We start from the raw sequence: 12,046 nt of genomic DNA, 5'->3' as shown, positions 1-12,046 counted from the left end.
TCGGGCGGGCAAGGAGAAATCTCTGGCCCGGATTGGCCCGAAAATCATATCAGATCACGCGGTATCGATTCCTCCTGTTCCTTTGTTGAGACCAGGTTTTCGCCGTCATAGGCTTTCATCATTGCTTTAAGGTAAAAGGTTGTCTTGTCGGCCCACATTTCGCAGGACGTCTCGGTGCGCAGATGGATGTCGTTTCGGCGGATCTCTTGCGTCCAGCTGCAAATGCCGCGCGCTGAAAGGGGATCGTCGGGGTGTATTTCCCAACGCTCATGCGCTGTGCCGCCGTGAATCAAACCGTGGTCTTCGTTTTGAACCAGACCAAAATCGTCTTCAATGATCAGATGGGTTCGGCCTGAGTTCATATCCACCTCAACCCGCCTTGAATTTTGCGAGGCGCGCAAGATTGTCTGTTCCAGCGGCGCAGCAGATGACGGAGGTGCGAAGACATATGAGTCATCGCCCGCAGGACGCTGTGGAACGGTCACGTCCCCCCCGGTCAGGTGAAGTTCGGTCTTTTCAGGCGAAGGCCAGATGAGCGGCCAATAAGCGGTTGAGATCGCAATCCGCAACCTATGACCTTTGGGCACGCGATAGGCGATATGGTCCAGCTCCAACGAGACATCATAGACCTTGCCCGGCGTCAGAGGTTCAGGTTCAGCATGGCTGTCCCGATGGGTCAGGTTCAGTACACCATATGTGATGCGGGTCGAAGCGCCATCCGGATGCAAGTGGTTCAGACGTAAGGCAATTTGCGCTTGCGGCCGATCCGAACTGAGGCGCAGGCGAACACGCGGCGCGCCGACGATATCCAGATCCTCGGTCAGTGGGTCGCCATCGAAACACGCCGATAGTGCGTCGTCGGTACGTTGATCTCCCGGCATGTCCGGGCCTAGCCAAATGGCGCAATATTCACCGCTTTCTATCCCGCAGGTTTGCGGCGAGCTTATTTTTGTATCCAGCGGGCCGTCCTGACCCAGACCAATATCCGACAATTGCAACGTCAGGCCCGGCAGGTGAGCGGTGGCGCCGTTCTGTTCGGTAATCCAGCGCCCCGCCCGTTCGCTGTACCAACGCTGCGGTCTCACCCCGTCCATCAGATAGGCGCGATAGTCGGGGTCATTCTCAACACCAGTGTCGAGACCTTTCAGCCAGTGATCCCACCAGCGCAGAGCCTCTTGCAGGAACCCGATCCGAGGTTCCGGAACCGCGAAATGAGGGTATTTATGCACCCAGGGGCCGACGATGCCCTTGACCGGAGCATCCAGTTTTTCGACCAGCAGCGGCACGGTATTCTTGTACGCATCGCTCCAGCCGCCCACAGCAAGGGTCGCTGCCTGGATCGCGCCAAAGTCCTCGCAAACAGAACCATGTTTCCAATACGCGTCCCGTCTTTGATGGCGCAGCCAGACAGATGGCAGAAATGGCTCATGTTCAAGGCGGTCCAACCACAGCGCGCGCCAGTTCGGGCGCAGGTCCGGGTCCGGCGGGCGGGATGAGTACGACCACATGGTCGCGCCCCAGCCCAGGTTTTCGTTCAGCAGACAACCGCCCTTATAGTGGATGTCGTCCGCATAACGATCGGCGGTCGAGCACAAGGTTATGATTGCCTTCAGCGGTTGGGGCCGCATCGCCGCAACCTGCAAGGCGTTGAAACCGCCCCAGCTTATGCCCATCATGCCGACATGCCCGGTGCACCAAGGCTGTGCGGCCAGCCATTGAATGGTTGCAACGGCATCGTCCAGCTCTTGCTGGGTGTATTCATCCTCCATCAACCCTTCGCTGTCGCCATTGCCGCGCATATCCACACGGATGCAGGCATAACCGCGTTCAGCGAACCACGGATGCGTCAGCGCGTCCCGAGCCGTGGTTCCGTCGCGTTTACGGTAGGGTAGAAACTCCAAAATAGCCGGCACCGGGTTTTCCACCGCATCCGTCGGACGCCAGACTCGTGCGGACAAGCGGCAGCCATCGGGCATTTCAATGCCGACATCGGGAAGGTCTTCGATATTCCGTAGCGTGTTTACAGGTGCCACCATTGCTGTACTCTCCCGAGGGTTTCCGATCTGAGCGGTATCAAAATCGTCAGATCAGTCACGGATTGCGACAAGCAGGTCCATCACATTCGTTCCCGTTGGCCCGGTCACCAGCAATGCACCGGCATTGTCCAGAAAGGTGCCGCTGTCGGCCTGCTGCAAAGCCTCTTCCGCGCCTTCGCCCCAAGTGGTGCCATCAACCACCGCGCCCGCGGCCCGGGTTGGGCCGTCTGTGCCATCTGTACCGCCGACAACCACAGTTATGCCTTCACAGCCAGAAATCTCACGCGCCAAGGCAAGCGCAAGGGCTTGGTTGCGCCCACCTTGTCCCGGATTTTCTGGCAGGACGACAGTCGGCTCTCCGCCAAACACCATGACACCGTTTGGCATGTCGCGAAGGCGTTTTCCAAGCGTTTCAGCGACGCGTAGGACGTCATCATGCAGGCATTCTTCATTGGCGTGCACCGCAAGGCCTTCGCTTTGCGCCATTTCAACCGCAGCCGCGCGAGCATGCGCGTTCGACGCCACAATCTGCGTGGTGGCCTGAAAGCCAAACTCATCCGGTAGCGCGCCAATTCCTGAACCCACAACATTCAGATCATCACCCGGCACATCGGAAATCGCCAGAACGGTCGCCAGCTCCCCCTTGAAATGCGACAGCAGCCCACCGCCCTTGATCCGTGACAACTTGCGGCGTTCTGCATTCATCGCAGTGATGTCCAACCCTTCGGCCAGCAGCTTTTTATTCAACTGCTCTAGATCGGTCAGAGTTTTTCCCGGCAGCAGATCCTCGGCCAAGGACGAAGCACCGCCTGACACCAGCAACAGCAGATACGAGTTCGGACCCATGGCCTCGACCGCCTCACGCAAGGCCCGACCGCCCTGAAGGCTGCGGGAGTCTGGGACGGGGTGCGCGGCCTCGATAACGGTGACATGGTCTGGCAAGTCACGCCCATGGTCGTCCTTGGTGACAACCAATGTCGGGCGCTCTCCAAAATGTTCCAGCGCCGCGCGTGCCATGGCGGCTGCGGGTTTGCCAACTGCCAGTATCTGATCAGGTTCAGGGATGCCCTGCAAAACCTTGCTGGTTGCGGCGTGGCCACCAACAGCGTCAACACCAGCCTGCCAGATACGAATTGCCTGTTCTCTTTTGTTCATTAACTTTCTATCCAAATGGTGACCGGCCCATCATTGACCAGTTCAACCGCCATATCCGCGCCGAATTCCCCTGTTTCGACAGGAACACCGTGGGCCTGCAGCCGCTGTGCAAACACTTCGTAAAGGTGTTTGCCGATATCCGGCGGCGCAGCCCCGGAAAAGCCGGGCCTGTTGCCGCGTGACGTATCGGCGGCCAGTGTGAACTGGCTGATCACCAAAGCCGAACCTTTGACATCAACCACCGACCGGTTCATTTTTCCGGCGTCATCCTTGAAGATCCGCAACTTGGATACCTTGGCGGCAAGCTGCTCTGCCTTGGCCGCATCATCATCCTGCATCGCACAGACAAGGATCATCAGACCCGGCCCGACCTGGCCGATTACCTGGCCGTCCACCGATACACTGGCCTTGGAAACTCTTTGTAAGACTGCGCGCAAGGGCGTTCTCCGCTTCGTTTATTCTATCCGACCCAATCGACGACTTCGGTCAGATCAGCGCGGTCAGTACGAAAACTGTTGGCGGGGTGGTCTGTATCCGCATAGCCAAAGGATATTGCGCACAAAATCATTCGATCTTCCGGAATATCGAAATACCGCCGCAAGAAGGGACTGTAGGTTGCCAGTGCTGCCTGCGGGATCGTGGCCACTCCAAGCGCTTGCGCGGCCAGGCAGAAAACGGTGATGAAACCGCCACAATCGAGCGCACCATAGCCCCCAAGCTCTGCCGGGCTGGTGAGGATCGCGCAATGAGGCGCCCCAAACAGCGAAAAGTTCTCCATCATCTGCTGGGCCGAGGCTGCACGATCACCACGCTCAACGCCCACCGCCTCGTACAAAGCCCAACCGCAGGCTCGGCGGCGGTCCTGGTACATACCACTATAAGAAGTTGGAAAGGGCAGGTCAGGAGAGGGCGTGCCATCCGCCGCCTCGGCAAGCATGGCTGTCCGGAACCGATCGGTCTCTTCCCCGCTGGTGACGATGACGTGCCAAGGTTGCGCGTTGCACCAACTGGGGACACGTGTCGCGCTGTTGAGAATTTGTTCTATCTGATCTTTTGGAACCGGGTCAGAGAGAAACGCCCTGCAAGAGTGGCGCTCAGCCAGCAATCGGTTCAGATCAGATAACGTCACTCTGGCTTCTCCCTCAGCGTTGACGCGGCGCAGAATGGCCCCGGGTCACGAGAAGTTCAAGCGCCAAGATCGCTTGTTTCAGATGCGACGGGTCGCACCAGCCTTATTGGCCCGTTGCCACAAGATAGCCAATGCCAGCGGCAACAAGCAGCCCCAGTACAACAGCGATAGTGATCTTGATCGCCGACCAGGGCCGTTCCCCCTGAACGCGGCCAGTGCGCCCGTTTACGACAAACCGATATGTCTGACCGCGAAACTTGTAGGCGGCCATCCAGACGGGCAACAGGATGTGCTTGAAGGTCACGTTGCGCACATCCGTGTCAATCGCGTGTATGCGCTGACGGTCTCCACCTATGTCAAAGCGAACGTCCCGTTCGATCACCCGCGCCATGTATCCGCGCGCCTCGGTATATCCGTCCGGCAATTCAATAGTGTAGGCCTCGGCTCGGAACCCGGCCAGGTATTCTGGCTGATAAGGCTCCAGCGCGGGCAAATCCCAGGGTTCCAGCGCATCGGTATAGGTTTTTGGCAAAGATTGGGACGCCAGAACCAGAACATCGTCAAAAAAACGCTTTACCCGCCCGGATTTCGGCGACCAGCGGACTTTGGGCACCTGTTGCTGTACGCGTTTGCCGTCACGCATAACGGTGCGTGTCTCGTAGTACACGGTGCCACGCTCACCACGATAGCTGGACCGCGTGTCTGCATCAAACGTCCAATAGGGGACGTAGATACCTTGCATCTTTCGGCCTTTGCGGGCGTAGTCCTTCAACCCGTTGGGTGCAAACCAAAGACGCCCCAGCCAATCCCCCATTGCCTTGTGTGCCGCACGCTCATCCAAGGCGAACGGCAATACGCCCTTTGGTTTTATGTGTCGATTGACCCCGGTGTCTGTGACCACAGGTGTTGCACAGAACGGGCATTCAGCCGCGTGGGTGGCAGGGTCAAACTCGACCTGCGCCGCGCAATTGGGGCAGGACAGAACACGGGTTTCCTCGATCTCACTGTCCGGCAACCGATCCGCAATGGCCGCATCGAAATCCAGCTCTTTCAGGCTGGCACCACCCCAGGGGCCGGCACCGATTGCCTCGGTATGTCCGCAGTGGTCACAAGTCAGACTGCCGTCACCGGGGTTGAACCGGTAATCAGCGCCACATTGCTCGCAAGGGAATCTGTGCTCTTCGGTCATCGGGCAGCCCTGTTCTTGCGCTGACGTCTGAAAGATCAGGCTCCGGGTGGAGGTGGCGGCAGGATCGTGAACAACTGCGCCAGCTCCTGAATATCTCCGGCCTTTTTCCAGCCGTCCTGACCAGCAGTCCAGACATGGGTGTCGCGTGTGATTTCCCCATCCGTGGCCATCCGCCCCATCTTGGCCTTCGAGAAGGGGCCACTGGTCTGACCATCCACCGCGATGTGCCAGACATGCTCAACTGGCGGAGGAGGCGGCGGTGCCGCATGCGCTGCCGGTTGCGGGGCAGCGGGCGCGGAACCGCCCCATGGTCCGCTTGGTTGACCCGCTGCCATGTTTGACATCTGGTTGGCCATCGCCATCCCCATGCCCATGCCAAGACCGGCGCCCATGCCTCCGCCCTGGCCCGGGTTGTTGGCGGCGGCTGTCATTGCCTCAGCGGCGGAATACTGAGTGAACTTGCCCAAGTCACCCGCCAACCCCATCGAGGTCCGCTTGTCCAGCGCCGCCTCAACCGCAGGCGGCAGTGAGATATTTTCGATGTAGAACTCAGGCATTTCAAGGCCGTAGCCGTCCAGAACCGGCGAAACCTGAGCCGCGATCAGCTTGCCCAGATCGGCTGTGTTGGCGGCCATGTCCAGAACCGGAATACCCGACCCAGCGATCACGCGGCTGAATTCCTGCACGATGATATTGCGGATCTGAAAACTGATCTCATCCATCGTGAATTCACCATCGGTGCCGACGATCTCGACCATAAACCGGGCTGGATCCTTGACCCGGATCGTGTAGGTGCCAAAGGCCCGAATACGCGTTGGGCCGAATTCGGGATCGCGCAACATGATCGGATTCTTGGTGCCCCATTTCAGGTCATTGAACCGGGTCGTGTTGACGAAATAGATCTCGGACTTGAACGGAGACCGAAAGCCGTGATCCCAATGCTGCAACGTTGTCATGATCGGCATGTTGTTGGTTTCAAGCATGTAAAGGCCCGGCGTGAATACATCCGCCAGTTGCCCCTCATGCACGAACACCGCGGCCTGACCTTCGCGCACGGTCAGTTTGGCGCCGTATTTGATTTCATGGCCTTCCCGCTGGAACCGCCAGACCATGGTGTCACGGGTGTCATCGACCCAGTGAATGACGTCGATAAATTCTCCACTCAGAAAATCGAAAATACCCATCTGAATCTCCTTTGCTTGGGCTCAGAGCTGTTGGCCCATCAATTCTCGCGCAATGATACGAACCACGGGGCGGGCGGCCTCAACCGTCACGCCCGGCTGAAGACGCGGGTCATAGAGCATTGTCAGCAGTTTCTCATCATGGCTGGTCAGCAGCGCAAACTCATCATCATCGTTGAAAATCGAGGGGCGCGCGGCAGGGCTGTCATTCGATAGCCCCAAACCCTGCGCGATCTCTTCGTGAATGCAGCTTTGTCGCAGCAGGTCGGGCAACTCGGTCCGGATCAGCGTCACCGCCCGAACATAGCGATGCGGTGCGGTGCTGGTGGCCGAGGCAAAGACGAAACAGTCAATATTCGCGCGCGGATTGGCGACAAGGTCCAGCAAGGCTTGGCTGATATTCGGGATCAGCTGTTTGAGGCGCGTTACCACGAACGCGCTGTCATCTTTGCCTGCGAAAAACACGTGGAAATTCGCCTTGCGGTTCGCGACCGAAATCGGATGATCCGTTAGCCTGGCCAACCTTGCGGCATAGGCTTCGATCTGTGCGGCATCCTGTTCGCGCGCGGCGGGTGCAACGGACGGGGCGAACTCGGCCTGAATGCGCACCGGACCGGTCCAGCGGCTAAGTTGCCCGTCTGTTTGCCGGGATGACACGGTCACCGCATGGTCGGGATATTCGCTGTAGAAAGCAATAACCTCAAAGTTGCGCGCCAGATCGTCGGCATCATAAGGCGCGTCCGGGCCACCACCATCTATGCGCAAAAGGCCGCGAGTCAGCAGATCACGCTCGACCCGTTGATAAAATCGGGCCAGATCCTGACTGGCCGCAGAGGGGGGGACATAGGCAATCGGTTCAGGCGCAAGAGCAACCGGGCGTGGTTGCGGAGCCACGGAAGACGTCAGAGTCTCATCACAATTGGCCAGGGCCAACAGCAACGCCAAGCCCAGAAATGGCTTGTGATATCCCGATACCCGCACCCGTCGCCCGCCGTTAGCTTGGAATTGCCGTGCCGGCATTTTCGCCGATCCCGTCTTGTCGTGCTTTTGCGGCTGCAAGAGTGTCGCGCAGTTCGGCCTCCATCTTCTGCAATTCCTGCTCGGCTGCGGCGCGCTTGGCCTTGCCTTCATCCGCAATGGCGAGGCTTTCATTGATGGTACCGATAAGATCGGCATTGGCTTTCTTGACCGCTTCGATGTCGAACACACCGCGTTCCATTTCCTCGCGGATCATCTTGTTGGATTGGCGCAGATTGGCCGCGTTCGAGGTCAGCAGTTCGTTTGTCAGATCATTGGCGTCACGCACGGCCGTGGCGGCCTCGGCACTGCGTTGGATCGTGACAGCCTGCGCCAACTGGGTTTCCCAAAGCGGCACCGTATTAACCAGGGTGGAGTTGATCTTGGTCACCAGAGACTTGTCATTTTCCTGCACAAGGCGGATTGAGGGCAGGGATTGCATCGTTACCTGACGCGTCAACTTCAGGTCATGCACACGGCGTTCCAGATCGTCGCGTGCGGCGCGCATATCGCGTAACTCCTGCGCTTTCATTACCTGTTCGTCTTCGGGCGCGGCCTGAACCTCGGCCTCTTTTTCCGGGATGTCATGGCTGTCCAGCTCGGTCAGCTTTTCTTCGCCTGCTGCGATATAGAGTGCAAGTTCGTCATAGAACCCAAGCGTTTTTTCATACAACAGGTCCAGAGACTTGATGTCCTTCAGCAGCGTGTGTTCATGGCTGAGCAGGTTGTCGGTTATCCTGTCGATCTGGCCCTGAACCTCTTCGTATTGGGCGGTAAACTTGGCGAACGGGGCGGCTCTGCCTAGCAATTTCTCCCACCAGCTACGTTCGCGGCGCACGTCCAGTTCACTGACCGAAAACCCCCGGATAGTGGTTACGATGCTGCGCAGGCTGTCCCCGGCGGGACCAACATCCTTGTTGCGAACATCCGCCAACATCGCCTGGCTGATTTCCTGCAATTCAGCCTGAGCGGACGATCCGAAAGAAACGATCGAATTGGTGTTGCCCATGTCGATCTCATCCATGCGCTTGCGGATTTCGGCGCTGACGGGCTCGTCAGCCTCTTCAAGCGAGATAAGCTCTGCCTTGGGTTCCGGCAGGGCCACGGCCGTCACCTCCTGCACCAGCGTTTCTGCTTCGACAGCCTTATTCTTGATCTCATCGGACATGGGGAAAATCCTCTCTCAAAAAACGGTACGGCTAATCCAGCCGAACACCTTCGCGCTGCAGCCGTTCGCGCAGCACGTCAATTTCAACCGTCAGATCGCTGCGGTCATCCAATAGCATTTTTCGGGTGCGGGCCGCGAAATTTTGTTCAAGATCGTCCAGAAGGGACGTGTAATCAGCCAAGGCCTGGGGATCACGGGTCCGGGCATAGACGTCGGCAAACTTCACCGTCGCGTCCCGCGCGCCTTGCAGGTAGACAGTCAGGTATTTGCGCGCACCGGCCAGATCGCGCGGGTCTTCTTCGACTGTGCGGAAAAGATCGCGGGCGGTGTTCTGAAATCGTTCCACCCGCGCCTCAACCCGCCGGTCGCCCGCCCGTTTGACCGCGTCCGTCATCGCGGAAAGGTGCGTTTCAGCGTCTTTAAGCACGCGGACAACGCGGTCCTGCTGAAAGGTATCAATCCCTTCCATGCCCTTGTCTTTCATCGGGTCCAGGCCGAAAGACACAGAATGCAATGCCGTAGCGACCAATCCGAACAGGATCGGGGCCAGCAGACTGGCCTGCGCGGTAGTCTCGGCATCCAGATACTCGGTCCGGTACGCGGCAAGCGCGGCCCCGAGCCCGGTAAAAACGCTTGCGAAAATCTTGCGGGGAAACGCCGGGCGACGCGCGGTGCGGCGCGCGTTGTATTCTGCTTCGGCGCGCAATCCTTCGCGCAACAAGAACGCCGCGGCGGTCAGCAGACCCGCTGCGATCAGCCCGATGGTCATGCCGATTGCGCCGTCGTTCAGCGACAGAAAGACCAGGGGAATAGCTGGAACAAACAGAATGTTTGCGCGGGCGCCTGCGGGTTCAACCCGCGCACCTTGAAACTGCCCGCGCTGCGACTGATCACCATCGGACCCGCCGCCTTCGGGGCTGAATTTTCCGCCATACCGTTTTGCCATGTGCTACAGGCCCCCCAGCACGCCGGTGCACACACCGAACAGCAGCACCAAAAGGGCCGCGTAGGCCAGTTTTTGCACTCCGGTCCCTGACATGGCGCCCCCCTGAACAGCAGCTTGCAGAAAATTTAGAGGATGCGCGGGCTTGGCGCTAGGGGGAAGGTTGCGAAACCGGCGTCACTTGCGTGATTTCTTGCCCACCGGTGCCCGTTTTCGTTGCGGTCGGGGCGGGTGTTTGGGTTTCTCACCGGGTTCCGCATCCAGCCCCAACTGATCCCGCATCACGCGGCGGCGAATTTCTTCGACCTCTCCGGGTTTCAGGCTGCCCAGTTGGAACGGGCCATAGGACACGCGCAGCAAGCGGTTCACGGCAAAGCCGATATCTTCGATCGCGCGGCGAATCTCGCGGTTTTTACCCTCGCGCAGACCGATAGTCAGCCACGCGTTTGCCCCTTGCTGTCGGTCAAGCGAGACCTCCATAGGTAGAAACCGCTCGCCCTCGATCACCAAACCCTTTCGCAAAGGCGCGAAATCTTCGTCCTTGGGGCGTCCGTTTACCCGCACGCGGTATTTGCGCAGCCAGCCAGTCGAGGGCAATTCCAGCTTTCGCTTGATGCCGCCGTCATTGGTCAGCAACAACAACCCTTCCGAGTTCAGGTCCAACCGCCCAACGCTCATGACGCGGGGCATGTCTTCGGGCAGGTTATCAAAGATAGTTGCGCGGCCTTTTTCGTCGCGCGTTGTCGTCACCAGACCGGGCGGCTTGTGATACAGCCACAGGCGTGAGGGTTCGGGCTCGGACACTGGTTTGCCGTCCACGGTGATCTTGTCTTTACCGGTGACATTCAGGGCAGGGCTGGCGATGGTCTTGCCATTCACACTCACACGACCGGCTTCGATCATGCGTTCGGCTTCACGGCGCGAGGCAATGCCCGCGCGGGCAAGGACTTTGGCGATCCGGTCGCCGGGAGGAGGGGTTTTGGTCATCCGCAGCCCATAGCGCATCCCGCCCGCTTGCGAAAGGCAGGTTTCTGATGCAGTCAGGGGCATGGTGTTCAAATCGCATATGGACAAGGCGCTGGCCGAGGCGCGCGCTGCCGCAGATCGCGGCGAGGTTCCGGTAGGGGCCGTTATTGTTGCACCAGATGGCCGCGTTGTGGCGGCAGCCGGGAACCGGACGCGTGAGTTGAGTGATCCCACAGCCCATGCCGAGATACTGGCCCTGCGCGCGGCCTGCGCCGACGCCGGGTCCGAACGGCTGCCCGGTCATGATCTCTATGTCACGCTGGAACCCTGCGCGATGTGTGCAGCGGCTTTGGCCGCGGCGCGTATCCGGCGCATATATTACGGCGCAGCCGATCCGAAATCAGGCGGGGTGGCGCATGGCGCGCGGGTCTTTACTCATAGACAAGCGCACCATATTCCCGAAGTTTACGACGGCATCGCCAGCCAAGAGTCCGCCGAACTTCTGAAAGCCTTCTTCGTAGAGCGGCGCGATCCTAGAGAGTGATAGGTTTCATCACTTCCGGCTCAATCACATCCACCCCCGGCAGACCATCAATCAACGCCTGTGCAGACTGCTCCAGAATCGGGAAGGTCTTGTAGTGGCAGGGGATCACCGTCTTGAAGTCAAAGTACCGTTTGGCTGCATAGGCCGTGCCTTTCATGTCCATGGTGAAATGCCCGCCCGCTGACAGGATGCCGATGTCGGGTTTGTAATAATCACCCATCCAATCCATATCGGCCATGATATCGGTGTCACCAGACACATACAGCGTATGCCCTTCCGAGGTGATCATGAAGCCGACCTCGCTGCCTCCGGTCCGCAGGCCGTCGGGTGTGGAAAAGGTTGAGCTGTGAGAGGCCGGAACCATCGACACCATCACACCGTTCAGGTTCACCGTGCCACCCTTGTTGAAACCGATGGTTTCCAGTTCCTCGGCCTCGCTCCAATAGCCCATAAGATCGTATTGGCCGACAACCGGCACCTTCAGGTGCTTGGCCAGCGGAAGAACGTCGACCACATGGTCGAAATGGGTGTGGGTCAGCAGGATGTGGGTTGCGCCATTCACGGCGGTGTCGTGATGATCTTCTGACAGCACCGGATTTCCTGTCAACCAGGGGTCGATCAGCAAAACCTGCCCCCCGGTTTCAATGCGGAAACTGCCATGCCCCAACCAGGTTATATTCATGAATCGTCCTCCCAAAACAAACTGTTGGCATCAACT

Annotated in this window: 12 protein-coding genes; 1 reads left to right on the top strand and 11 read right to left on the bottom strand. The window is 58.9% G+C overall.

Features of this window, described 5'->3' with window-relative positions:
- Positions 1-44: 44 nt before the first annotated feature.
- The 10 genes from LCM21_RS11720 to LCM21_RS11675 all read right to left on the bottom strand — a co-directional run bounded on the left by LCM21_RS11720 (position 45) and on the right by LCM21_RS11675 (position 10,868).
- Entirely contained in the window at positions 45-2,036 is a 1,992-nt protein-coding gene (locus tag LCM21_RS11720; RefSeq protein WP_224890769.1) for a CocE/NonD family hydrolase, read from the bottom strand.
- Positions 2,037-2,087: 51 nt separating this feature from the next.
- On the bottom strand, positions 2,088-3,191 hold the full coding sequence (locus tag LCM21_RS11715) for a glycerate kinase type-2 family protein (RefSeq protein ID WP_224890768.1): 1,104 nt from the start codon (positions 3,189-3,191) through the stop codon (positions 2,088-2,090).
- Positions 3,191-3,628 carry a D-aminoacyl-tRNA deacylase gene (dtd, locus tag LCM21_RS11710; protein WP_224890767.1) on the bottom strand — a complete coding sequence of 146 codons (438 nt, stop codon included), beginning with the start codon at positions 3,626-3,628 and terminating at the stop codon, positions 3,191-3,193. The genes LCM21_RS11715 and dtd overlap by 1 nt, the downstream gene beginning before the upstream one ends.
- Before the next feature lie 23 nt (positions 3,629-3,651).
- Complete coding sequence (locus tag LCM21_RS11705; RefSeq protein WP_224890766.1) at positions 3,652-4,320, bottom strand: nitroreductase; 669 nt, start codon at positions 4,318-4,320, stop codon at positions 3,652-3,654.
- Positions 4,321-4,423: 103 nt separating this feature from the next.
- Positions 4,424-5,509 (bottom strand): TFIIB-type zinc finger domain-containing protein, encoded by a 1,086-nt coding sequence (locus LCM21_RS11700; RefSeq protein WP_224890765.1) that lies wholly within the window; start codon positions 5,507-5,509, stop codon positions 4,424-4,426.
- 35 nt (positions 5,510-5,544) lie between these two features.
- Complete coding sequence (locus tag LCM21_RS11695; RefSeq protein ID WP_224890764.1) at positions 5,545-6,693, bottom strand: SPFH domain-containing protein; 1,149 nt, start codon at positions 6,691-6,693, stop codon at positions 5,545-5,547.
- Between the two features lie 21 nt (positions 6,694-6,714).
- Complete coding sequence (locus tag LCM21_RS11690; RefSeq protein WP_224890763.1) at positions 6,715-7,710, bottom strand: DUF2927 domain-containing protein; 996 nt, start codon at positions 7,708-7,710, stop codon at positions 6,715-6,717.
- Positions 7,685-8,875: a toxic anion resistance protein gene (locus LCM21_RS11685; protein ID WP_068335955.1), complete on the bottom strand. Its 1,191-nt coding sequence runs from the start codon at positions 8,873-8,875 to the stop codon at positions 7,685-7,687. Before LCM21_RS11685 ends, LCM21_RS11690 begins: the two co-directional genes overlap by 26 nt.
- 31 nt (positions 8,876-8,906) lie before the next feature.
- Positions 8,907-9,821: a 5-bromo-4-chloroindolyl phosphate hydrolysis family protein gene (locus tag LCM21_RS11680; protein ID WP_224890762.1), complete on the bottom strand. Its 915-nt coding sequence runs from the start codon at positions 9,819-9,821 to the stop codon at positions 8,907-8,909.
- A 174-nt stretch (positions 9,822-9,995) separates the two neighbouring features.
- Positions 9,996-10,868: a pseudouridine synthase gene (locus LCM21_RS11675; protein ID WP_224890761.1), complete on the bottom strand. Its 873-nt coding sequence runs from the start codon at positions 10,866-10,868 to the stop codon at positions 9,996-9,998.
- On the opposite strand from LCM21_RS11675, the gene LCM21_RS11670 reads away from it, so the two are divergent.
- Entirely contained in the window at positions 10,867-11,328 is a 462-nt protein-coding gene (locus tag LCM21_RS11670) for a nucleoside deaminase (RefSeq protein WP_224890760.1), read from the top strand. The genes LCM21_RS11675 and LCM21_RS11670 overlap by 2 nt on opposite strands.
- Here the strand turns inward: LCM21_RS11670 and LCM21_RS11665 are convergent.
- Positions 11,318-12,010, bottom strand: a complete 693-nt coding sequence (locus LCM21_RS11665; protein WP_224890759.1) for a metal-dependent hydrolase — start codon at positions 12,008-12,010, stop codon at positions 11,318-11,320. The two genes, LCM21_RS11670 and LCM21_RS11665, sit on opposite strands and share 11 nt — an antisense overlap.
- Positions 12,011-12,046 lie beyond the last annotated feature (36 nt).

The sequence above is a fragment of the Ruegeria profundi genome (assembly GCF_020171505.1).
Lineage (GTDB): Bacteria > Pseudomonadota > Alphaproteobacteria > Rhodobacterales > Rhodobacteraceae > Ruegeria > Ruegeria profundi.
Note: the sequence above shows the minus strand (reverse complement) of the source record. Positions and strands in the feature narration are given on the sequence as shown.

Coding starts and splice junctions, on each gene's coding strand:
- LCM21_RS11720 (WP_224890769.1), bottom strand. CDS start 2,036: ATGGTGGCACCTGTAAACACGCTACGGAATATCGAAGACCTTCCCGAT.
- LCM21_RS11715 (WP_224890768.1), bottom strand. CDS start 3,191: ATGAACAAAAGAGAACAGGCAATTCGTATCTGGCAGGCTGGTGTTGAC.
- LCM21_RS11700 (WP_224890765.1), bottom strand. CDS start 5,509: ATGACCGAAGAGCACAGATTCCCTTGCGAGCAATGTGGCGCTGATTAC.
- LCM21_RS11695 (WP_224890764.1), bottom strand. CDS start 6,693: ATGGGTATTTTCGATTTTCTGAGTGGAGAATTTATCGACGTCATTCAC.
- LCM21_RS11690 (WP_224890763.1), bottom strand. CDS start 7,710: ATGCCGGCACGGCAATTCCAAGCTAACGGCGGGCGACGGGTGCGGGTA.
- LCM21_RS11685 (WP_068335955.1), bottom strand. CDS start 8,875: ATGTCCGATGAGATCAAGAATAAGGCTGTCGAAGCAGAAACGCTGGTG.
- LCM21_RS11680 (WP_224890762.1), bottom strand. CDS start 9,821: ATGGCAAAACGGTATGGCGGAAAATTCAGCCCCGAAGGCGGCGGGTCC.
- LCM21_RS11670 (WP_224890760.1), top strand. CDS start 10,867: ATGGTGTTCAAATCGCATATGGACAAGGCGCTGGCCGAGGCGCGCGCT.
- LCM21_RS11675 (WP_224890761.1), bottom strand. CDS start 10,868: ATGCCCCTGACTGCATCAGAAACCTGCCTTTCGCAAGCGGGCGGGATG.
- LCM21_RS11665 (WP_224890759.1), bottom strand. CDS start 12,010: ATGAATATAACCTGGTTGGGGCATGGCAGTTTCCGCATTGAAACCGGG.